This is a genomic window from Bacillus sp. WP8 (assembly GCF_000800825.1).
Taxonomy (GTDB): domain Bacteria; phylum Bacillota; class Bacilli; order Bacillales; family Bacillaceae; genus Bacillus; species Bacillus safensis.
In genome coordinates, this window is sequence record NZ_CP010075.1 from 1416811 (window position 1) to 1438915 (window position 22105).

The following is a 22105-nucleotide window of genomic DNA, read 5'->3' on the forward strand; positions in this document are numbered from 1 at the left end:
AAAAGGCTTATATCACAGGAGATATAAGCCGTTCTCATTATTTCTTTTGGTTCATATGATGATTTGATTGGTCGTTTTGATTTTTTTCTAACTGTTTTTGATCTTGTTCTTTGAGCTGATTATTCGGATCATTTGTCGGATCCTTTTCGTTACGGTCGATCTCATTTTTCGGCATCTCTGGCATCACGCGGCCGACAATGGCAGCCAGTTCATCCATAATACCGCTTACAGGGCGGCCTGCTTGAATTTCTTTGCCCATTTCTTTTAAACGGCTGACTGTATCCGGATCAGCAACCACAACAGCATTTGCACCTTCCGGGTCATTTCTCAGCGCTTTTGCAACTGAATATTTAATGGTTTCTACTTTGCTTCTATCTAAATCATCTTTTACATCAATACCAACAACAGCATATCGGCCGATGACGATTGCTGTTGCATCATTGACATCTGCTACGTGCTCTGTCACATTGACAAGATGCTGCGCAACATCTGTGGATGGGCGGGCTTGATCTGTCTTTTTCTTCGATGAGTCAGACACCCTTACTAAGTGCTGGCGTCCATCTTGCTTGTCCAGCGCCTCTGGCTTTTCCTGCTGCTGGCAAGCGCCTAACAGAATGATCGTTTGAATCATGAATAATGTTAAAAATAGTCGCATCTAAATTCCCTCCTTCACAAACTGCATGATTTATTTTATTGTTGAATTAACCTTCTAACTTTATTCATGAAAACATATATTTTAACAATCGTTTTGGGAAAGACAAGGATGAATGAAACCCCGATCAGGAGGCGAAGGACCTGAGTAAAATTTATGTATTAGACACAAATGTGTTATTACAGGATCCGAATTCAATCTTTTCATTTGAAGACAACGAGGTCGTCATTCCGGCCGTTGTGTTAGAAGAAGTAGACTCGAAAAAGAGATACATGGACGAGGTTGGGCAAAACGCTCGGCGCGTCTCACGTTTAATCGACGGTTTGAGATCGAAAGGGAAACTGCATGAAAAAATTACGCTAGAGTCAAAAGGAACGCTGCGCATCGAGCTGAATCATCGCTCTTTCCATGAACTTCAAGAAATTTTTATTGAAAAAACGAACGATAATCGGATTTTGGCTGTCGCGAAAAATTTGAGCTTAGAGGAAGAAACAAAGCCTCACGGCCGGCCAGTTATTTTGGTCAGTAAAGATGTTTTAGTCCGGGTAAAGGCAGATGCTATAGGCCTCCAAGCTGAAGACTTCTTAAGTGACCGTGTGCTGCAAAACGAAGACATTGATAACGGCTATCATGAGCTCTATATTCCGACGGAGCAATTAAATACATTTTATAAACAAAGCCAATTACCGATAAAAGAAGTCACGAGTGTACCATTAAACCCTCATCAGTTTGTCATTATGAAGGGGAATGAAGGCGGCTCTGCTTTAGGAATGCTTGACCAAAAAGCAGAGAATGTGAAACGGCTCATTTATGATCAAGAGCATGTTTGGGGAATTCGTCCGAAAAATGTTCAGCAGACGATGGCACTAGAACTGCTATTGCGCCGTGATATTCCCCTCGTGACATTGATCGGAAAAGCGGGAACTGGTAAAACACTCCTTGCGCTGGCTGCCGGATTAATGCAGACAGAGGATCTCGGCATGTTTAAAAAACTGATCGTAGCCCGTTCAATTGTTCCTGTCGGCAAGGACTTAGGCTACTTGCCAGGTGAAAAGGAAGAGAAACTCAGACCATGGATGCAGCCGATCTATGACAATCTAGAATTTTTATTTAATACAAAAAAACCTGGTGAACTTGATGCGATTTTGGCAGGAATTGGTTCGATTCAAGTGGAAGCTTTAACGTATATCCGCGGAAGAAGTATCCCTGATCAATTTATTATCATTGATGAGGCGCAGAATTTAACGAAACACGAGGTGAAAACATTATTAACGCGAGTCGGAGAGGGAAGTAAAATTGTGCTAATGGGAGACCCAGAGCAGATCGATCATCCTTATTTAGACAGCTTAAATAATGGGCTTACGTATGTCATTGAGCGGTTCAAAGGACAGCAAATATCTGGACATGTCAAGCTTGTCAAAGGAGAAAGGTCTGGACTTGCACAGCTTGCAGCTGATTTGCTGTAGTCCAGACCCTCTGTCTTATGTAATGATGAGCTCTTTGACACCTTTTATCGGCTGAGTGAGGTTGGACTGATCCGCGAAATAAACGTGGATTGGTCCTTCTTCAGTTATAGGCTTCCCATTTTGGCTGAAGTGTGCAATGCTTTCCATTGCCTGAGAAAGCGGAACAGAAATTGTTCCTGTTTCTGTGACAAATTCGCATGTATCTGCATGTTCAAGCGGTTCTGCATTTTTCAGCATATCACCCAGCTTCATTCCGAAGCTGCCTGTGACGAGTCTTTCCTTTTCGTACTTCTTCTCTGTTTTTAAAGTGGGTGGAAGTGTTTGTCCTTCTCTGATCACCCGCTCTTGGTCAAGCTCCTGATCCAGCTGACTTTCTTCATTTGCTGCACTTTTTTCAAAAAATGAATCCATTAAAAATTTGCGGTCATCAAAAATCCATACACTTGGATCAATGGTGATCTTGTACTTTACGTTCCCCTTAATTTGAATGATGCTCATGTTCAAGACAACCCCTTTCCACCATAAATTATAGAAGTTTTCGCCTGCTTTGTCACTTTCATAAACATGCATCTCCTTGTACACACTAATCTTACATGAAAGATAGGGAGGATATTGGGCATGGCATGTCGCGACAATGAAGAGCTTCAGCGATTTGTAGAAGAAGCAAAAAAAGTGGCCAAAGATGGCAAAGTAGCATCCTATATTCCCGCTCTCGCCAAAGCGGATCAGACGGATTTATCTGTGGCTGTGTATCATGTGAGTAATACTTGCCACTCGGCAGGAGATGTAGATAAACGCTTTACTCTGCAAAGTATTTCAAAAGTATTAGCCCTTGCGCTCGTACTCTCAGAAGAAGGGCCAAAAAAAGTTTTTCAATTTGTTGGCCAAGAGCCTACAGGTGACCCGTTTAATTCAATGATTAAGCTGGAAACAGCAAGTCCGAATAAGCCGCTGAATCCAATGATTAATGCAGGAGCGCTTGCAGTCACAAGCTTAATAAGAGGCGCGACACCGCAAGATCAGCTAAACCGCCTGCTTGGCTTTATTAGAGAGCTTGCAAATGATAAAAGCATTACATATTGCAAGGAAACAGCCGCATCCGAATTCGAGACATCTATGATTAACCGGGCTATGTGCTATTATATGAAGCAATATCATATTATTAGAGGGAACGTAGAAGAGGTCATGGACGTGTATACGAAACAATGTGCCATCATGATGAACAGCTTAGATTTGGCGAAAATTGCTTGTGTTTTTTCATTAGATGGCAGACATCCAGAGACGGGGCAGCAAATTCTTTCAAAAGATGTCGCTAGAATTTGTAAAACCTTTATGGTGACGTGCGGCATGTACAATGCAAGCGGGGAGTTTGCCATTAATATCGGCATACCCGCTAAAAGCGGTGTTTCAGGCGGGATTATGGGAGCGGCTCCATATGATTTTGGGATCGGAATTTTTGGTCCTGCACTGGATGAAAAAGGGAATAGTATTGCTGGGATTAAGCTGCTTGAGCTCATGAGTGAAAAATATGAGATGAGTATCTTTTAATGATGAATGTCTTCTTTTTATTTTTACAAAGCGAACTGTACAAATCTGCTTGCAATTTTGGGCGTTTCGCTTTATGATAAATAGAAGAATTAGGTACTCGCCTGGGGAACGGAGGGATACTTTTGGCGTCAGAAATTTTAGTCGATCATCGGCAAAAAGCACTGGCTTTATTAAAATTGGATGCAGATAAAATTTTAAAATTGATCCAAGTGCAAATGGACAACTTAACGATGCCGCAATGTCCTCTTTATGAAGAGGTTTTAGATACTCAAATGTTCGGATTATCGAGAGAAATTGATTTCGCTGTCCGGCTTGGATTAGTTGATCAACATGAAGGCAAGAAACTGCTCGATAAACTTGAGAGAGAGCTTTCCGCACTTCATGATGCGTTCACAAAAAAATAATGATTGAAAACTCAAACTTCCATAACTAAGTTTGAGTTTTTTTGTCCTCTATTTTCTTTTGATGGATTGACGGCAAACGGACTTGATTCTTTCATGAATGACGAACAATATAAAAGAGGTAAAACGGGATCAAACGGAGAAAATGTAGTAGAATAAGAACAGCTAAGAAGATATCAAGCAGTAGAAACAGACGTTAGGAAGAGGATTATATGTTAAAGAGAATGCTAAAATCGTATGACTACTCATTATTGTTCGCCATTATCTTAATCAGCGCATTCGGTTTGGTTATGGTGTATAGCTCAAGTATGATTACATCTGTTATCAGATACGATGCCGCGCCAGATAACTTTTTTAAGAAACAGCTCTTATTTATGATTGTTGGAGCAGCCATCTTGATCTTTACAGCATTAGTTCCATATCAGCTGTTTTCAAATAAGAAATTCCAGATTGGTATGCTGCTGCTTTCAGTTTTTTCCCTCATCTATGTATATTTTGGCGGTCATATTGCAGGGAACGCAAGAAGCTGGATCAAATTAGGACCTTTTAGTCTTCAGCCAGCTGAATTTGTGAAGATTGTCGTCATCATCTATCTTGCTGCGGTGTATGCCAAAAAGCAGCATTATATTGATCATATTTTAAGAGGTGTTACGCCTCCGATCGTGATTGTCTCTATCCTGTGCGGATTTATCATTTTGCAGCCAGACTATGGGACAGCCTTTATCATTGGCATGATTGCCCTTGCGATGATTTTATGCTCAGGTTTTAGCGGCAAAACGCTAGCGAAGCTGCTCGCGCTATTTAGTGCAGTAATGGTCGTCGTGACCCCATTTATTATTCTTTTTTGGGATAAAATTTTCACGCAAAATCGTCTCGGACGTTTTGAGAGTTTCCAAGATCCATTTAAAGATGCAGGGGCTACTGGGCATCAATTGATTAATTCATATTATGCCATTGGATCAGGCGGCTTTTTTGGACTCGGTCTAGGAGAAAGCGTTCAAAAGTACGGATATCTGCCAGAACCGCACACAGACTTTATCATGGCAATTATCTCAGAAGAGCTTGGTTTTTTCGGCGTGTTTTTCGTTATCGCTCTTCTTGGTTTCATCGTCGTGAAAGGTTTTTATATTGCGAGAAAGTGTGAAGATCCGTTTGGAAGTTTGCTTGCAATAGGAATTTCCTCCATGATTGCGATCCAAACTTGTATCAATTTAGGCGGTGTTTCAGGTCTTATTCCAATCACTGGGGTGACACTTCCGTTTATCAGCTACGGGGGATCGTCCATCATTTTACTTAGCATCTGTATGGGCATGCTGCTGAATATCAGCATGTTTACTGAATATAAAGAGCGTTACAAAAAGAAAAAATCAATGAGCAAACCATCGGTTGAAAAAAATGGATTGCAGAAAACTTTGAATCTTTAGAAAACAAAAGTGTACAGTTTTCATTTCTTCCTTTATTATAGAGTACATATAAAATTTTAAGGGATATGGAGGAGTGAGAATGTCACAGAGAACAATTCAAAAGGTTCTAGTTGCAAACAGAGGGGAAATCGCTATCAGAGTCTTCAGGGCCTGTACGGAGCTCAACTTACGTACAGTGGCCATTTATTCCAAAGAAGACTCTGGCTCTTATCATCGCTATAAAGCAGATGAAGCATATCTAGTTGGAGAAGGAAAGAAACCGATTGATGCCTACCTTGATATCGAGGGGATCATCGAAATTGCAAAACGAAATGACGTGGATGCGATTCATCCAGGCTACGGATTTTTATCCGAAAACATTCATTTTGCAAGACGATGCGAAGAGGAAGGCATTCAATTTATCGGTCCAACTTCTCAGCATTTAGATATGTTTGGAGATAAAGTAAAGGCGAGAGAAGAAGCGAAAAAAGCTGGTATTCCAGTCATTCCAGGAAGTGACGGACCAGTTGATTCGGTCGAAGAAGTCGAAAAATTCGGTGAAGAATACGGTTACCCGTTTATTATTAAAGCTTCACTAGGCGGCGGCGGCCGGGGTATGCGGATTGTCAGATCAAAAGAAGAGCTGAAGGAAGCCTATGACCGTGCGAAGTCAGAGGCAAAAGCTGCTTTTGGAAATGATGAAGTATACGTTGAAAAGCTGATTGAGAATCCAAAACATATTGAAGTGCAGGTGATTGGTGACAATCACGGCAATATCATTCATTTATATGAGCGTGACTGCTCAGTTCAAAGGCGGCATCAAAAGGTCATTGAAGTGGCGCCAAGTGTGTCTCTAACAGATCAATTGCGTGAAGATATTTGCGAAGCAGCTGTCAAGCTGGCCCAGAATGTATCGTACATTAATGCTGGGACTGTAGAATTCCTTGTTGCAAATGGAGAGTTTTACTTTATTGAAGTTAATCCAAGGGTGCAGGTAGAACACACGATCACAGAAATGATCACAGGTGTCGATATCGTCCAAACCCAAATTCTTGTTGCAAAGGGGCATAACCTTCACAGCAAAGAAGTTGGTATTCCAAAGCAGGAAGATATCTTTACACACGGCTTTGCCATTCAATCAAGGGTCACAACAGAAGATCCGCTCAATGACTTTATGCCAGACACAGGAAAAATTATGGCCTACCGTTCAGGTGGGGGATTTGGTGTACGTCTTGATACAGGGAACAGTTTCCAAGGTGCGGTCATTACACCTTATTACGATTCACTATTGGTCAAGCTGTCCACATGGGCGCTCACATTTGATCAAGCGGCTGCTAAAATGGTCCGAAATTTACAAGAATTCAGGATTCGCGGGATTAAAACAAACATCCCATTTCTTGAAAACGTAGCTAAGCATGAGAAATTCTTAAAAGGAGAATACGATACATCGTTTATCGACTCAACGCCAGAGCTATTTAATTTCCCTAAGCAAAAAGACCGCGGAACGAAGATGTTAACTTATATTGGTAACGTTACCATTAATGGGTTCCCTGGTATTGCGGAGAAAAAGAAGCCTCATTTTGACAAGCCAGACGTACCGAAGCTTCCTCTCAATCAAGAGATCCCGTCTGGGACAAAACAATTGTTAGATACGCATGGACCTGAAGGACTTGCCAACTGGGTGAAAGAACAAAATAACGTCCTTTTAACTGATACAACCTTTAGAGATGCGCATCAGTCTTTGCTTGCGACACGCTTTAGAACTCATGATTTAAAGAAAGTTGCCCAGCCAACAGCAGGTTTATGGCCGGAGCTGTTTAGTATGGAAATGTGGGGCGGTGCTACATTTGATGTCGCGTACCGTTTCTTAAAAGAAGATCCGTGGGAACGATTGAAAGAGCTTCGTCAAGAAGTGCCAAACACACTGTTCCAAATGCTATTAAGATCATCAAACGCTGTCGGATATACAAACTATCCGGATAATGTGATCAAAGCATTTGTAAAAGAATCTGCCGAGGCAGGCATTGACGTGTTCCGTATTTTCGATAGCTTAAACTGGGTCAAAGGCATGACGCTTGCCATTGATTCTGTTCGGGAATCAGGCAAAGTGGCAGAGGCGGCCATTTGTTATACGGGGGACATCCTTGATCCGTCTCGTCCAAAATATGATCTTAGGTACTATGTATCTCTTGCGAAGGAGCTTGAATCTGCCGGCGCACATATTTTAGGTATTAAAGATATGGCGGGGTTATTAAAACCGCAGGCAGCCTATGAGCTAGTCTCTGCTTTAAAAGATGAGCTTACAATCCCTATCCATCTTCATACGCATGACACGAGTGGAAATGGACTGTTCACCTATGCAAGAGCGATTGATGCAGGTGTTGATATTGTGGATGTTGCCGTCAGCTCTATGGCAGGACTCACATCGCAGCCAAGTGCAAGCTCACTTTATTATGCTTTAGATGGACATGAAAGAAAGCCAGACATGAACGTCCAATCTGTCGAACGCCTTTCTCAATACTGGGATTCCGTCAGAAAATACTATCATGAATTCGAAAGCGGCATGAATTCGCCTCATACAGAAATTTATGAGCATGAAATGCCTGGCGGTCAATATAGTAACTTGCAGCAGCAGGCGAAAGGTGTCGGTCTTGGCGAACGCTGGAATGAAGTAAAGGAAATGTACAGACGTGTGAATGACATGTTTGGTGATATTGTAAAGGTAACACCATCCTCTAAAGTAGTTGGAGATATGGCACTTTATATGGTGCAAAATGATCTAACAGAAGAAGATGTCTATGAAAAAGGAGCAACATTAGACTTCCCGGATTCTGTTGTGGAATTATTTAAAGGCTATTTAGGCCAGCCGCATGGCGGATTCCCAGAAAAACTGCAAAAGCTGATTTTAAAAGGGGAAGAGCCTCTTACTGTCAGACCTGGTGAGAAGCTGAAGCCAGTGGACTTTGAAGACATTAAGAAGCAGTTCAAAGAATCTCATGACCTGACGTTAACAGAGCAAGACGCAATTGCGTATGCCCTATATCCAAAAGTCTTTTCTGAATTTGTCCAAACAGCAGAAAGCTATGGTGACATCTCTGTTCTTGATACACCAACGTTCTTCTACGGGATGAGACTTGGAGAAGAGATTGAGGTAGAAATCGAAAAAGGAAAAACCCTTATTGTCAAACTCGTATCAATTGGCGAACCGAATCCAGATGCCACAAGAGTTCTTTACTTTGAGTTAAATGGCCAGCCACGTGAAGTGGTGATTAAGGATGAAAGCATCAAATCCTCCGTTCAAGAAAAAATGAAGGCGGACCGCTCGAATCCAAATCACATCGCCGCGTCGATGCCAGGCACTGTCATTAAAGTACTCGTGGAAAAAGGACAAAAAATTTCACAAGGCGAGCATTTGATGATCAACGAAGCCATGAAAATGGAAACGACTGTACAAGCCCCATTTTCTGCGGTCGTAGATGAAATACATGTGACAAATGGAGAACCGATTCAAACCGGTGATCTGCTCATTGTATTAAAGCCTGAATAAGAAGTGAGACACATCCACCGTGATGTGTCTTTTTTTTGAGCGCATTAAAATGTGCAGCAGCAAGTGAGAGTGATTACACTATAGAGTGAGGTGAAGAAGGTTGGACAAAACTGTTGTGATATGGTTTCGCCGGGATATGCGATTAGATGATCATATCGCCTTATCAAAAGCGATCACATATGCAAAAAAACACGAGTACAAATTATTTGCTCTTTATCATCTAGATCCATTCTTTACTGAAATGGACCTCGATTTAAACAACGAACATTTTTTCCAAAACGTGGCGCATTTCGTCAAGGAAGCAAGAGAATCTCAAATGTATGTTCACCTTCTCTATGGAGATGTCTTGCGTGCCTTTCAGCAAGTTATCGATCTGTATGACATCAAAGCTGTTTTTTTTAATGAAGATCAAGTGGGAATCGGACAAAGGCGTGACCATCACGTAACCGATTTTTTAGAAAAGAAGGGCATTCATGTGTCAAAATGGCAAGATACACACCTTCACGGGGCGCAAGATATTTTAAAAGCGGATGGCACTCATTATCAAGTGTTTACTCCATACTATCAATCATGGCGAAAGCAAGAGAAGCAGCCTGTGATAAAAGTTGACAAATCATTTCTCAGCAGCGCTCATACGATTTGTGATGAGTCACTTTCGCATGAAGGGAATGACAAACTACGCAGCATGATCAAGAAATGCTCAAGGAAATTTGATCAAATCGGCTCACACAAAGCGATGAACACGCTGCATGACTTTATCCAAAAAAGATTAACACGTTACCATGAAAAACGAGATATTCCATCTGTTTTTGGAACGAGCAAGCTGTCACGTTTCTTAAAAACAGGGACAATCTCAATCCGAACGATCTTCCATGCGGTTCAGGAGGAAGCGCTGTTTGAAGACGAGGGCAGAGAAACCTTTATCAAAGAGCTAGCATGGCGAGATTTTTACCATATGATTTATGCTCATTATCCAGAGATGAAAGAAAAAGAAATTAATTCGGCGTTTCAAGGGATGAAATGGAATGAAGATGAGACGCTGTTTAACGCATGGTGTAAAGGTGAAACAGGCTTTCCCCTCGTCGATGCAGGGATGCGGCAGTTAAATGAGGAAGGCTGGATGCATAACCGTTTAAGAATGGTCACCGCCTCATTTTTAACAAAGGACTATTTGATTGATTGGAGAAAGGGAGAAGCGTATTTTGCAAAAAAGCTTGTGGATTATGATGAGGCTTCGAATATCGGAGGATTTCAGTGGGCAGCTTCTGTTGGGACAGATGCCGTTCCATACTTCCGTATTTTTAACCCAACGACTCAGTCAAAGCGATTTGATCCGAGCGGGGAATATATTAGAAGATATGTACCAGAGCTTAAGCATGTCGATGAAAAATGGATTCATGAACCAAGTAAAATGCCGATCGATGAACAACTGAAATCGAGCTGTGTACTAGGGGATACATACCCGCTGCCAACAGTTGATCACGGGGAAAGACGCAAAAAAGCCATCTCGCTATTCGAAGAAGCAAAACAACAATAAAAAAATCCCCCTTTCGGCATGATAGGGGGATGTAAATCTTATTTAAATGGCTCTTTGCTTTCATATTTAAACCGGGCAATAAGTAAGCAGAAGTAGCATAGTACCCCAAACAAACAAGAAATAAAGAATGAATGAGCCAACGCGTAACCAAGTGCAAGCTGAGAATAAACAGACATCACACCTGAAATGGCTTGAAGTGTAATCAGAATGGCTGAGATGATCCATCCATAATACAGCTGCTTCTGTTCTTTATAATGTTTCATGGCATGGAACATAGCGACAAATATCCAGACGAATAAAAGAAGTGCTGCTGCTCGGTGAGACATTTGAACCCACTGATTAAAATAAGTTGGAAGCGCACCGTCTTTTGAACAAAACGGGAAGACAGAGCAAGCAAGGCTTGACTTTGTATGTCTCACATAAGCACCCGTATAGACAACGATATACGTATATGTGATCAACCCATAAATATGGAACTGCATCTTTTTGCCGATATGAAGCGGCTTCACAAGCTTTGTTTCAGATCTGGTTGCTTCAAAGACAAGAAGGGCAAGCAGTAATACTGAAGCAAATGAAATGAGTGAAATACCGAAGTGCAGTGCCATCACAAGTGCGTTAGAACCAAATACGACGGCAAGAGCTCCTAAAAGCGCTTGAAGCACTAAGAATATAATGGACATGATGACCAAAAATTTGGTTTCACGGAATACTGGACTAATTTTTTTCCAGCATAAGACCGCTAGTGCCAGAACAAGAATGGTGGAAACCCCTGTTGACATGCGGTGACTCCATTCGATGATGGAAGCGGGGTTCATTTCAGGAAAGAAACGACCGTGGCAAAGCGGCCACTGTCTACCGCAGCCAAGACCCGAACCGGTTTTCGTAACAAGCGCACCGCCAATCAGTACGATCAGCATCACAAACGTTGTGATCACGCTCAATAGCCTTAAAGCAAATTTCATCAAATTATTTCACCTTCTCTAAAAAACTTCTGATGTAAATGAAAACCTCACATGCTCTCAAGTTTAAGCCAAATGCGTGTTCTGTTGCAATTCATAATGACCAAAGTTCACAAAAAAATGATATGTTAGTTCACAAAGTTTACAGATTTAGAGTGCTTGATCTTTCTTTGACAGTCTGATAGAAATAGAGGAGAGAATATTTCATTTTGCACCGCCTTCTGAAACACACATATATCCTAATAAATTCACGAAAAGTTCACAAATAACTTCAAGTTTGTCGTTTATTATTTAATAGGATGTTTTTTTACAGCTGTTTATCTTGTATGATAGAGTTGTAATGATTTTACGTGTCATTCGTTCGTTTGAAGGTTTGGGCAAGGGAGGTTATACACATTGGCAAATTCCAAAACAGCCGCGGAAGCAGCTATTCATGGACAAATAGAAGAAACAACAGCGTGGAAAGATTTTCTTGCTCTGATTAAAATGGGCATCGTCAATTCCAATTTCATTACGACATTTACTGGAATGTGGCTTGCTTTTTATTTTACAGGTATGAGTTTTCTTGGAAATCTTGATATTGTGCTGTTAACAATGATTGGTTCTTCTCTTATTATTGCCGGTTCATGCGCGATTAATAATGCGTTTGACCGTGATATTGATATATTAATGGAAAGAACAAAAACAAGACCGACGGTTACAGGTAAAATTCAGCCGGGGCAAGCGTATGCATTTGGCATTCTGCTTGTTGTATTAGGACTCATTATGCTTCTGATGACAACCATTACATCAGCAGTGATTGGATTTATTGGAGTCTTTACTTATGCGGTTCTTTACACCATGTGGTCTAAACGCCATTACACCATCAATACAGTTATCGGAAGTGTATCTGGCGCGGTTCCGCCATTAATTGGCTGGACAGCTGTCACAGGTACAATCGACACAACGGCTTGGGTTTTGTTTATGATTATGTTCATTTGGCAAATCCCGCACTTCCTATCACTTGCGATTAAGAAAACAGAAGATTACCGTAAGGCGGGCATTCCAATGCTGCCAGTTGTTTACGGCTTTGAAGTCACAAAACGCCAAATCATCATTTGGACAGCATGTCTTCTTCCACTTCCATTTTTCTTAGGTGGATTAGGATGGCCGATTGTCGCACTTGGTACACTGCTTAATATTGGATGGCTTGTTATTGGCCTTATGGGCTTTAAAATGAAAGACGTCATGAAGTGGTCAACGCTCATGTTCGTTTATTCATTAAACTACTTAACCATCTTTTTCGTAGCGATGATTATTATTACACTATTCTAGAGTGAAATACACTTTGATCACATCAAAACAATGGCTATATCTTATAACACAACATTTTCTAACAACTATGAAAGCCGCCTGATATTCAGTTCTATTTAGGCGGCTTTCTGTTTATACATAGATGGTATTTTGAGTAAAAACATCATTTTTTTATGAAAAGAGGAAATGTAAGTGCTTTTATAAGAGGCGGGGGTTATAGATGGGTGAGAAGTGATTTTATAAATAAGAGGTAAAAAGCGAAAGGCAAAGGAGATCAAGCAAAAGGGGTTGGGACAAATTATGATAAGAAAATGGCGTGTTTATTCACTGTTTCTCTTACTGACGCTCGTTTTGGCGGGCTGTGGTGAACCATACTTATCAACACTCAAGCCAGTTGGGGAAGTAGCAGATAAACAGTTTTTCCTAACGGTACTGAGTACACTTATTATGGTTCTTGTCGTCATTGTTGTATCGATCATTTTCTTTTACGTCATCATTAAATTCAAACGTTCTAAAGTGGGAGAAGATACGATTCCAAAGCAGGTGGAAGGGAACCGCAACTTGGAAATCACATGGACAGCGATTCCGATTCTTCTACTTATTATTCTCGTTGTACCTGTTGTGGCATACACGCTTGAACTAGGGGATACAAGCGCTATGGATAAGAAAAAACGAGATCCTGAAAAGACACTTGTTGTGAATGTAAGGGCCAGCTTATATTGGTGGGAATTTGAATACCCTGATTATGGGATTGTCACAAGTCAGGAATTGATCGTACCAACAGATCAAAAGGTGTACTTTAAGCTAAAAGCATCCGATGTCAAACACTCATTCTGGGTTCCATCGGCTGGCGGTAAAATAGATACAAACACAGATAATGAGAACAAATTTTATTTAATCTTTGACTCGAAACGAACGAAAGATGCAGGGGAATATTTCTACGGGAAATGTGCGGAGCTTTGCGGACCGTCACATGCTTTAATGGACTTTAAAGTTAAAACGCTTTCTCAAGATGAGTTCTTAGGATGGACGAAAAAAATGGCTGATTACAAGAAGCCTGAATCCACAAAAGATCTCGCTTTAGAGGGTGAAAAGCTATTTAAAGAGAAAAACTGTTTAAGCTGTCACGCAGTAGAGCCTGGTGACGAACGGCCGGAAGCAGCAAGGACAGCACCAAACCTTGCGACCTTCGGAGAACGGACGAAAGTAGCTGGAATCAAAGACATGAACAAAGAAAATGTGAAAGCGTGGCTGAAAGATCCAGAAAGCTTTAAACCAGGTAATAAGATGACAGGAACGTACCCTAAATTAAATGACTCAGAAGCAGATGCACTTTACGAGTATTTAAAAGGTCTTAAAGTCGAGTAACAACTAGAAGCAGATATGCAAGAGGGTATGTGATCGATGTGAAGTTTTTGTTAAGAGCTCCCGAATATGTCTCTACAACCGAGAAGTCGTCATCTGTCAGACATAGTCTGTTTAAAGGATCGTGAAGAAAGACATCTATATGAAAAGGGGCAAATGGGAGATAAGAGGGGGATTTCATGGTGAGTACAATAGCTAAAAAGCGGGGGTTTGGCGCTGTCTTATGGGATTACTTGACAACGGTTGACCACAAAAAAATTGCCATATTATATTTAGTGGCAGGGGGATTTTTCTTTTTGGTTGGCGGAATCGAAGCGATGTTTATCCGTATTCAGCTAGCCATCCCTGAAAGTGATTTTGTCAGTGCAGGGGTTTACAATGAAATCATGACGATGCATGGAACGACAATGATTTTCCTTGCAGCTATGCCGCTTTTATTTGCATTAATGAATGCGGTTGTACCAATTCAAATTGGTGCACGTGACGTAGCATTTCCGTTTGTGAATTCACTTGGTTTTTGGTTATTCTTTTTCGGAGGAATTTTCTTAAACCTTGGATGGTTTATGGGCGGAGCACCTGATGCAGGTTGGACTGCATACGCTTCGCTCACGCTGAATTCTGAAGGGCATGGAATGGATTTCTATATTTTGGGTTTGCAGATTGCGGGTATTGGTACGCTGATTGCCGGGATTAACTTTCTTGCAACGATTATAAATATGAGAGCGCCTGGTATGACGTATATGAGAATGCCGCTCTTTACTTGGACGACATTTGTCGCCTCCGCACTTATTTTATTCGCATTCCCGCCGTTGACAGCAGGGCTTGCGATGCTGATGCTTGATAGAATGTTTGACACGAGCTTTTTCAATCCAGAGCTTGGAGGAAATACAATCATCTGGGAGCATTTGTTCTGGATTTTCGGACACCCGGAAGTATATATCTTGATCCTGCCGGCATTTGGAATCTTCTCTGAGATCATTCCTGTGTTTGCAAGAAAAAGACTGTTTGGCTACTCGTCCATGGTGTTCGCTACTGTATTGATTGGTTTCCTTGGATTCATGGTGTGGGCGCATCACATGTTCACAACAGGGCTTGGACCTATCGCTAATGCGATCTTTGCCGTAGCGACCATGGCAATTGCGGTGCCAACAGGAATTAAAGTGTTCAACTGGCTGCTCACGATATGGGGCGGTAATGTGAAGTTTACAACGCCGATGCTTTATTCTGTTGCCTTTATTCCGTCGTTCTTACTTGGCGGGGTAACCGGGGTCATGCTTGCGGCAGCTGCAGCAGATTATCAGTTCCATGATACGTATTTTGTTGTGGCGCATTTCCATTACGTCATTATCGGCGGGGTTGTATTCGGTATTCTAGCAGGTGTGCATTACTGGTGGCCGAAGATGTTTGGAAAGATACTGAATGAGAAACTTGGAAAAATTGGCTTTGTGCTGTTTTTCATCGGTTTCCACTTAACTTTCTTTATCCAGCATTTTCTCGGTCTATGGGGCATGCCGCGCCGGGTCTTTACGTTCCTGCCAGGTCAGGGTCTCGAGCTTGGGAACTTGATCAGTACGATTGGGGCACTGTTTATGTTTGTAGCTGTTGTGATCATGCTGATTAATATCATCTGGACAACAGCAAAAGGGGAGCGTGTATCGAGCGATCCTTGGGGAGATGGAAGAACACTTGAATGGGCAGTGTCTTCGCCTCCGCCAGAATACAACTTTAAACAGCTTCCGCTTGTGAGAGGACTAGATCCATTATGGATTGAAAAAATGGATGGTAAAAAAGGAATGACAGCATCTGAACCGCTCGATGATATTCACATGCCGAATAATTCCATTTTGCCTGTCATTATCTCATTCGGTCTATTTGTGTCAGCGTTTGGTTTCATGTATCGTCAAGAGCACGACTGGGGGCTTCCAGTGATCTTCATTGGTCTTGGTATTACGTTTGCGACCATGCTCGTTAGGTCTCTGAAAGATGATCATGGATACCATATTCACAAAGAAGATTTGACCGACGACGATGATAAAGGGGTGAAAGCATAATGGAACCACAAAAAATGACGGCGGAAACCTTTCCGGCTTCTCCTGAGAAAGCCACGTTAGAAGGGAAGAATAAGTTTGTCGGGTTCTGGCTGTTTCTTGGAGGAGAAACCGTTCTGTTTGCATCGCTTTTCGCCACGTATTTGGCGCTGAAAAACTCAAATGCAGGCGGAGCAAAAACAACTGATATGTTTGACCTCACACTTGTCTTTATTGCCACAATGCTTCTATTAACGAGCAGTTTAACGAGTGTGTATGCCATGTATCATATGAAAAACTTTGCCTTTAAAAAGATGCAGCTTTGGCTTGGTATCACGGTCCTTTTAGGTGCTGGATTTTTAGGGGTTGAGATTTATGAGTTTTATCACTACGTGCATGCGTATGAATTTACGATTACCAGCTCAGCTCTTGGTTCTTCCTTCTATACACTTGTAGGAACTCACGGAGCTCACGTCGCCTTCGGACTTTGCTGGATTACCGCTCTCATGATTCGAAATATGAGACGCGGACTCGATTTATACAATGCACCGAAATATTATGTGGCAAGTCTCTATTGGCACTTCATTGATGTTGTGTGGGTCTTCATCTTTACCGTTGTATATTTAATGGGAATGGTGGGATAAGAATGGGAAATAAAAACACAAATCAGTCCAAAGTCGACCTTGTATATCGTAAAAAGAAAAATGCCGAAGAAATGAAGCATCAGCTCATTTCTTTCGGCTTGATGATTGGATTAACATTTGTTGCGTTTTTAACGATCGCCTCAGAAGACGTTGGAAATTGGTTCGCTGTACCGTTTATTTTACTGCTTGCAGGCATTCAGGTGGCTTTTCAGCTTTATTATTTTATGCACATGAACCAAAAAGGGCATGAAACACCCGCCTTGTTTCTATACTCAGGTGTGTTTGTTGCGTTTATTACCGTATTAGCCTTTTTGACCATTATATGGTGGTAAACCCGCTTTGCCCTTGAAGGAGGCGCAGCAATGGAGAACTTAGAAATATTCGGATTTCGGGCATTATGGAGCCCTTATTATTTGACTTGTATTGTGATAGCAGCTGCTCTTTATCTGCTTCTTGTGACAAAGGGGAAGTACCGTGCGACGGTGAAAGAGAAAACGTTATTTCTGACGGGGCTTGTTCTATTATATGCCGTGAAAGGGAGCCCAATTGATTTAATGGGGCATATTATGTTTAGTGCACATATGGCGCAAATGGCAGTGCTCTATTTAGTCATCCCGCCTCTCCTTATTACAGGATTGCCTGCAGCCATCTGGGAGCGGATCATTCAAACACCAGGTATTCAAGCCGTTTTCCGTTTGTTTTCCAAGCCTTTAATTGCACTGCTTGGGTTTAACGGCTTGTTTTCGCTGTATCACATTCCACTTGTGTTTGATTTTGTGAAAACAGATCCGTTTTACCATGCATTGATGACGGTTGTTATTTTTATCGCTGCCTTTTTCATGTGGTGGCCGCTTGTCCATAAAGTTCAAAGTCTGCCGCAGATTACAGGCATTTTGAAGCTTGGATATATCATGGCAGACGGGATATTGATGACTCCGGCCTGTGCACTCATCATGTTTAGTGAGGCACCGATCTATGCAACCTATTCTGATGCAGGTGCATGGATACAAGCACTGCATTTATGTGTGCCAAGTGATATGCTTGCAGGCCTTGCTCTCACTGGTCCTGATATGTTCCACACCTTGCCGCTGCTAGAGGATCAGCAGCTAGGTGCCATTTTGATGAAAATTATTCAGGAGATTGTGTACGGCTCTATTCTTGCTGTTGTCTTCTTTGACTGGGCAAGAAAAGAAAGAGCAAAAGATGCCGTACCAGATGCGCTTATTCCGAAATATGAATAAAAAAGCACAGCCGACTGGCTGTGCTTTCATCTTAGAAAAAGGGCTAAAAGATCATTTTAGCCTTGTTTTATGCTTCAGCCGTCATGGCTTCTAGTTTTTCCTTCAGTTGTGCAAGTGTTTTTTTGCTTGATTGGATGAGAGACTTAGGGAATTCTTCGCCTTCGCCATATTCAACGCCATGTGGATAATAATGTTTTCCAAGTAATGGTGTTAGAAGCTGGATGTGTGCCTTTTTGGAACCGACATCTCCTTCAGTGGCGTAGCCGGAAATTCGTAAATAAAAGGTTCCCTCTACCATGCTGTACTTTCTGTCGTACGTCACACGCTCATAATCCCATTGATCGGCTCGTACAAATCCTTCACTTTCCATAATGAAATCTAATTTATTTAAGTCAGCTGATACTTCTTCAATCCCCGTACCTTCAAACTTCACCCAAAACCCCTCCTTATAAAATTTCCCTTTACTGACAATCATAGTATGAAAGCGTTAAACTTTCAACTGTGAAAGGTATGTTCTTTTATAAGCTGGTTACAGTAATAAAGAAAATAACGGATGGAGGAATCAACGTGAAAACGAAAAAAATCAAAGATATTATGACAAAAAAAGTAGTGACATGTCAGCAAGATGACAATACGTATGAAGCAGCAGTCAAAATGAGAGATGCTGACATCGGTGCCATTCCAGTAGTTGACGGAGAACAGCTCGTTGGAATAGTGACAGACCGTGACCTTGTGCTTAGAGGCATTGCAGAAAAAAAGCCAAATTCACAGGAAGTGGGCTCGCTGATGACTAAGGAAGTACTAACAGCTGAAGAAGATGCAACGCTTGAAGAAATTGTCCGGCTCATGTCAGAGCATCAGCTCCGCCGCATTCCCGTTGTGAAAAACGGTGCATTAACAGGGATTGTCGCTCTTGGAGATTTATCAGTCGAAGATTTATCAAATGATCGCGCGGGAGATGCACTGACAGAAATCTCTCAACAGGATCAAGATCATGGACAAGGATTTCTTCATTAAGAGGGGCATATTTTAAATTCGTGTTAAATAGGCTGTATTGTCGTTGATAAATGGAGCAAGTTTTGTTTAAATGACAGTAGAAGGTACTTTTTGTACCTTGCCAATTTAACGGAGGTGTTTATTTGAAAACTGTGCTCAAAACACTCCTCATCCTCCTGATTATATCTGGAACGTACGTTCTGTTTATTCAATATGGATCTTCACCAGAAAAAGAAAACAGCAATGAACCGAAGGTGTCTAATGAAGAAACATCTAGCGATAAGCCGATCAATATCCCAAAGAAGGGGCTCATGTCCTTTATGGGGAAATCTTCAAACGAAGTGCTTAAACAGCTGGGAGAACCAGATCGCATTGATCCTTCCGCATATGATTATGACTGGTGGATTTACAACCAATCGAAGAAGCACTATATTCAAGTAGGGGTAAAGGATAGTAAAGTGGTGACCTTGTTTGCAACAGGAGACGGACTGAATGTAGAACCATTTAAAATCGGTCAAGCCACAAGTGAAGTATTTAAGAAAACACAAATTGCACCTTACATTCATGTAGAGGATGAACAAAATTCATACCGCTTTGAATTCTCAGAAGATGATATGAATACAAGACCCACTGTGAAAGTGGGAGATGATGTGTATGTTCAGCTTTACATGGATAAGTTTGAAAGCACCCTTTCAAGTATCAGGGCCTTCAACGCAGATACATTTGTGAAACAAAAGCCGTATGAGGTCGTCTACCGAGGTCAATTGGTAGAACCTGAGCCAATATCGGGCGAAAAGTGGAAAGATATCGAAACATCCAGTCAAAAACAAATTTTTGATATGACCAATATTATCCGCCATAAGTACAACCTGCCGATCTTAAAGTGGGATGATGAAACCTCTCAAGTGGCCTTTATGCATAGTGAGGACATGAAAGAGAATCATTATTTCTCCCATGAATCTAAAAAATACGGTACGCTGAAAGACCGGTTAGAAAGAGGCGAGGTGGGCTTTCAGCTCGCAGGTGAAAACATTGCCTATAACTATGTCGATGGACCTGCAGCGGTAGAGGGCTGGCTCAATAGTGAAGGTCACAGGAAGGCGTTATTAAATAAAGATTACACGCATCTTGGCGTAGGGGTGAAAGAAAAATATTACACCCAGAATTTCATCAAGAAATCATCTTAAACGAAAGCAGCTGCATAAGTCGCAGCTGTTTTTTGATGTTTAAAAAGAGGCTCACCAAAATAGATGCTGGTGTATATAGTATAGTAGGCATTTGTATGGGGGGTGAGGATATGACAAACAAGCAAAAACAAACATCCATTGATGAATTTAAACAATTCGTCAGACGCCATCCGAAGTTAATTCAAGAAGTGCAAACGCAAGAAAAAAGCTGGCAAAGTGTCTACGAGAATTGGGTCATGTTTGGTGAGGAAGATGAGATGTGGTCACCTTACCGGCAATCGAAATCTGAAGACGCGAAAGAAGAAAAAGCCTCTAAGCCAAGTGAAGCAGGAAAAGCAGATTTTATGTCTAAAATGGTTTCTGCTGTGAAAAAAATGGACGCTGATCAAATGAATGAACAGATTAACAAAATGAGCCAGTCTATTTCCTCTTTACAAAGCTTACTCGGCCAATTTTCATCCAATGGTTCAAAGAAAGGTTCATCTGGAGGCAGTCAGCACCCATTCTCCTTCAGGAAAGATTAAGTGAAAGGGGATGCTTCTGGTGCGAAAAGAAGTACAGGAATTTGTCATGGCCGAAGAGGATCGAATCAAATTCATAAGGCAGCGTCCTCTCTGGTACAGACAGCTGACGCGACATCCTGAAAATCTCTCGTCCTTTGAATTAGATAAAATGAACTTTTACGAAAAAACCATTCCTCATCGTGTAAGTCAGTTGAGCAATAGCGTCCAAATGGCTGAAATGATGATTCAAATGTTCCAAGCAATGCGCAATCAAAATGGAGCCGGTTGAGGCTTTTTTGAGTTGATTAAGATGTCTATTTCCTGAGCATCCTATAAAAGTAGATGAAAGGAGAATCAGATGATGAAATGGATGCTGTCAATAGGCGCATTGCTTTTTCTTGTTACCGGGTGTCAAAGTCAACATGGAGAAGAGCAAGTGATCAAGCAAGACCCAGCAGTACCAGTCATGCAGCAAACCAAAAGCGAAATGCAGCAGCAAGGCTTTTTGAAATACAAAGTGCAAGGATCGTCGGTCTATATAGAAAGTACACTTCAAGATTTTCATCTTCAGCCAGAGCGTCTAAAAAAGAACGAGAAGGCGGGATATTTCACAGTGTATGTAGACGGGAAACGTGCAGGGAATGAGTATACTGCGGCATTTGTGGTCAAGCACCTTTCAAAAGGAAAGCATAAAATGACCGTTGTGCTGAATTCTCGTCATCCAGAATATAAACAGAAAAGAGAAACATGGGATGTATTTGTCACGTAAAAGCATTTTCTGATCCATAGGTTTCGTGGTAAACTATGAATTGGAGGTGCAACATTTATGTATGCGACAATCGAATCTGTGGAGCTCCAAGAGGAAGCAAATCAATTGGCTGCCATGATTCTTCAGTCGGAGGAGGCTGAACATTACCGCAACTGCTTTAAGCGTCTCCAGCAAGACGAAGAAGCCCAACAAATTATTGCCCATTTTACAAAAGTAAAAGAGCAATATGAGGATGTGCAGCGGTTCGGCAAATACCATCCGGACTATAGAACGATCTCAAAGGAAATGCGTGAGGTCAAAAGAAAGCTAGATCTTCACGATACAGTGGTTGATTTCAAAAAAGCAGAAACAGCGATTCAATCCATCTTAGATGAGATTAGTATTGAAATCGGTCAAGCTGTATCAGCATATATTAAAGTTCCAACAGGGAACCCATATTTTGATGGTCTATCATCATGCGGCGGTGGCTGTGGATCAGGTGGCAGCTGCGGCTGTAAAGTATCTTGACGAGACTTGAATGTCTCGTCTTTTACATAATGAATGAAAAGAATTGAAAAGCGGCAGGTG

Annotated in this window: 22 protein-coding genes; 18 read left to right on the forward strand and 4 right to left on the reverse strand. The window is 41.5% G+C overall.

Annotated elements, in window-relative coordinates; all coding sequences use genetic code 11:
• Positions 1–37: 37 nt before the first annotated feature.
• Positions 38–655, reverse strand: coding sequence for a YhcN/YlaJ family sporulation lipoprotein (locus tag QR42_RS07020; RefSeq protein WP_039178268.1), 618 nt, complete (start codon positions 653–655; stop codon positions 38–40).
• A gap of 140 nt (positions 656–795) precedes the next feature.
• Here QR42_RS07020 and QR42_RS07025 point away from each other — a divergent pair, with 140 nt between their 5' ends.
• The gene (locus tag QR42_RS07025) at positions 796–2118 is read left to right on the forward strand and encodes a PhoH family protein (RefSeq protein WP_039178271.1); all 1323 of its coding nucleotides are present in this window, start codon (positions 796–798) and stop codon (positions 2116–2118) included.
• A gap of 15 nt (positions 2119–2133) precedes the next feature.
• Here QR42_RS07025 and QR42_RS07030 read toward each other — a convergent pair whose 3' ends face one another.
• Positions 2134–2616 (reverse strand): hypothetical protein, encoded by a 483-nt coding sequence (locus tag QR42_RS07030; RefSeq protein WP_039183087.1) that lies wholly within the window; start codon positions 2614–2616, stop codon positions 2134–2136.
• Positions 2617–2736: 120 nt separating this feature from the next.
• Between QR42_RS07030 and glsA the strand changes: the two genes are divergently transcribed.
• The 5 genes from glsA to QR42_RS07055 all read left to right on the forward strand — a co-directional run bounded on the left by glsA (position 2737) and on the right by QR42_RS07055 (position 10554).
• Positions 2737–3666: a glutaminase A gene (glsA, locus tag QR42_RS07035; RefSeq protein ID WP_034281651.1), complete on the forward strand. Its 930-nt coding sequence runs from the start codon at positions 2737–2739 to the stop codon at positions 3664–3666.
• A 122-nt stretch (positions 3667–3788) separates the two neighbouring features.
• A complete protein-coding gene (locus QR42_RS07040) occupies positions 3789–4070 on the forward strand; it encodes an Fpa/YlaN family protein (RefSeq protein ID WP_003212509.1) in 282 nt (93 codons plus the stop codon).
• Positions 4071–4279: 209 nt separating this feature from the next.
• Positions 4280–5491, forward strand: coding sequence for a putative lipid II flippase FtsW (gene ftsW / locus QR42_RS07045; RefSeq protein ID WP_039178273.1), 1212 nt, complete (start codon positions 4280–4282; stop codon positions 5489–5491).
• 79 nt (positions 5492–5570) lie between these two features.
• Positions 5571–9017, forward strand: a complete 3447-nt coding sequence (gene pyc, locus QR42_RS07050) for a pyruvate carboxylase (protein ID WP_039178276.1) — start codon at positions 5571–5573, stop codon at positions 9015–9017.
• A 100-nt stretch (positions 9018–9117) separates the two neighbouring features.
• Positions 9118–10554, forward strand: coding sequence for a cryptochrome/photolyase family protein (locus QR42_RS07055; RefSeq protein WP_257218364.1), 1437 nt, complete (start codon positions 9118–9120; stop codon positions 10552–10554).
• 38 nt (positions 10555–10592) lie between these two features.
• Here the strand turns inward: QR42_RS07055 and QR42_RS07060 are convergent, their stop codons facing one another.
• On the reverse strand, positions 10593–11516 hold the full coding sequence (locus tag QR42_RS07060; protein ID WP_039178279.1) for a COX15/CtaA family protein: 924 nt from the start codon (positions 11514–11516) through the stop codon (positions 10593–10595).
• A gap of 393 nt (positions 11517–11909) precedes the next feature.
• Between QR42_RS07060 and cyoE the strand changes: the two genes are divergently transcribed.
• From cyoE to ctaG, 6 genes are all read left to right on the forward strand, one after another.
• The gene (gene cyoE / locus QR42_RS07065) at positions 11910–12827 is read left to right on the forward strand and encodes a heme o synthase (RefSeq protein ID WP_003211774.1); all 918 of its coding nucleotides are present in this window, start codon (positions 11910–11912) and stop codon (positions 12825–12827) included.
• Positions 12828–13106: 279 nt separating this feature from the next.
• Positions 13107–14174: a cytochrome c oxidase subunit II gene (gene coxB, locus QR42_RS07070; protein WP_039178282.1), complete on the forward strand. Its 1068-nt coding sequence runs from the start codon at positions 13107–13109 to the stop codon at positions 14172–14174.
• 176 nt (positions 14175–14350) lie between these two features.
• The gene (ctaD, locus tag QR42_RS07075) at positions 14351–16222 is read left to right on the forward strand and encodes a cytochrome c oxidase subunit I (protein WP_039178285.1); all 1872 of its coding nucleotides are present in this window, start codon (positions 14351–14353) and stop codon (positions 16220–16222) included.
• Positions 16222–16842 carry a cytochrome c oxidase subunit III gene (gene ctaE, locus QR42_RS07080; RefSeq protein ID WP_024424780.1) on the forward strand — a complete coding sequence of 207 codons (621 nt, stop codon included), beginning with the start codon at positions 16222–16224 and terminating at the stop codon, positions 16840–16842. Before ctaD ends, ctaE begins: the two co-directional genes overlap by 1 nt.
• 2 nt (positions 16843–16844) lie before the next feature.
• Entirely contained in the window at positions 16845–17174 is a 330-nt protein-coding gene (gene ctaF, locus QR42_RS07085) for a cytochrome c oxidase subunit IVB (protein WP_024426910.1), read from the forward strand.
• Between the two features lie 30 nt (positions 17175–17204).
• Entirely contained in the window at positions 17205–18083 is an 879-nt protein-coding gene (gene ctaG, locus QR42_RS07090; RefSeq protein WP_039178288.1) for a cytochrome c oxidase assembly factor CtaG, read from the forward strand.
• A gap of 67 nt (positions 18084–18150) precedes the next feature.
• Here ctaG and QR42_RS07095 read toward each other — a convergent pair whose 3' ends face one another.
• Positions 18151–18516: a YugN family protein gene (locus tag QR42_RS07095; protein ID WP_039178290.1), complete on the reverse strand. Its 366-nt coding sequence runs from the start codon at positions 18514–18516 to the stop codon at positions 18151–18153.
• Positions 18517–18677: 161 nt separating this feature from the next.
• On the opposite strand from QR42_RS07095, the gene QR42_RS07100 reads away from it, so the two are divergent.
• The 6 genes from QR42_RS07100 (at position 18678) to QR42_RS07125 (ending at position 22045) form a co-directional block, all read left to right on the forward strand.
• A complete protein-coding gene (locus QR42_RS07100) occupies positions 18678–19100 on the forward strand; it encodes a CBS domain-containing protein (protein WP_039183094.1) in 423 nt (140 codons plus the stop codon).
• 122 nt (positions 19101–19222) lie between these two features.
• Entirely contained in the window at positions 19223–20266 is a 1044-nt protein-coding gene (locus tag QR42_RS07105) for a CAP domain-containing protein (RefSeq protein WP_039178293.1), read from the forward strand.
• A gap of 110 nt (positions 20267–20376) precedes the next feature.
• Positions 20377–20790 (forward strand): YlbD family protein, encoded by a 414-nt coding sequence (locus QR42_RS07110; RefSeq protein WP_024424279.1) that lies wholly within the window; start codon positions 20377–20379, stop codon positions 20788–20790.
• A gap of 19 nt (positions 20791–20809) precedes the next feature.
• Positions 20810–21058, forward strand: a complete 249-nt coding sequence (locus QR42_RS07115) for a YlbE-like family protein (RefSeq protein WP_039178297.1) — start codon at positions 20810–20812, stop codon at positions 21056–21058.
• A 69-nt stretch (positions 21059–21127) separates the two neighbouring features.
• A complete protein-coding gene (locus QR42_RS07120; protein ID WP_235354793.1) occupies positions 21128–21538 on the forward strand; it encodes a hypothetical protein in 411 nt (136 codons plus the stop codon).
• A 57-nt stretch (positions 21539–21595) separates the two neighbouring features.
• Entirely contained in the window at positions 21596–22045 is a 450-nt protein-coding gene (locus tag QR42_RS07125) for a regulatory iron-sulfur-containing complex subunit RicF (RefSeq protein WP_007499807.1), read from the forward strand.
• The last annotated feature ends 60 nt before the right edge of the window (positions 22046–22105 follow it).

Excerpts from the sequence above, each read along its gene's own strand:
- QR42_RS07020 (WP_039178268.1), bottom strand. The coding sequence starts at position 655 with ATGCGACTATTTTTAACATTATTCATGATTCAAACGATCATTCTGTTA.
- QR42_RS07030 (WP_039183087.1), bottom strand. The coding sequence starts at position 2,616 with ATGAGCATCATTCAAATTAAGGGGAACGTAAAGTACAAGATCACCATT.
- glsA (WP_034281651.1), top strand. The coding sequence starts at position 2,737 with ATGGCATGTCGCGACAATGAAGAGCTTCAGCGATTTGTAGAAGAAGCA.
- ftsW (WP_039178273.1), top strand. The coding sequence starts at position 4,280 with ATGTTAAAGAGAATGCTAAAATCGTATGACTACTCATTATTGTTCGCC.
- pyc (WP_039178276.1), top strand. The coding sequence starts at position 5,571 with ATGTCACAGAGAACAATTCAAAAGGTTCTAGTTGCAAACAGAGGGGAA.
- QR42_RS07060 (WP_039178279.1), bottom strand. The coding sequence starts at position 11,516 with ATGAAATTTGCTTTAAGGCTATTGAGCGTGATCACAACGTTTGTGATG.
- coxB (WP_039178282.1), top strand. The coding sequence starts at position 13,107 with ATGATAAGAAAATGGCGTGTTTATTCACTGTTTCTCTTACTGACGCTC.
- ctaD (WP_039178285.1), top strand. The coding sequence starts at position 14,351 with ATGGTGAGTACAATAGCTAAAAAGCGGGGGTTTGGCGCTGTCTTATGG.
- ctaE (WP_024424780.1), top strand. The coding sequence starts at position 16,222 with ATGGAACCACAAAAAATGACGGCGGAAACCTTTCCGGCTTCTCCTGAG.
- ctaF (WP_024426910.1), top strand. The coding sequence starts at position 16,845 with ATGGGAAATAAAAACACAAATCAGTCCAAAGTCGACCTTGTATATCGT.
- ctaG (WP_039178288.1), top strand. The coding sequence starts at position 17,205 with ATGGAGAACTTAGAAATATTCGGATTTCGGGCATTATGGAGCCCTTAT.
- QR42_RS07100 (WP_039183094.1), top strand. The coding sequence starts at position 18,678 with ATGACAAAAAAAGTAGTGACATGTCAGCAAGATGACAATACGTATGAA.
- QR42_RS07110 (WP_024424279.1), top strand. The coding sequence starts at position 20,377 with ATGACAAACAAGCAAAAACAAACATCCATTGATGAATTTAAACAATTC.
- QR42_RS07120 (WP_235354793.1), top strand. The coding sequence starts at position 21,128 with ATGATGAAATGGATGCTGTCAATAGGCGCATTGCTTTTTCTTGTTACC.
- QR42_RS07125 (WP_007499807.1), top strand. The coding sequence starts at position 21,596 with ATGTATGCGACAATCGAATCTGTGGAGCTCCAAGAGGAAGCAAATCAA.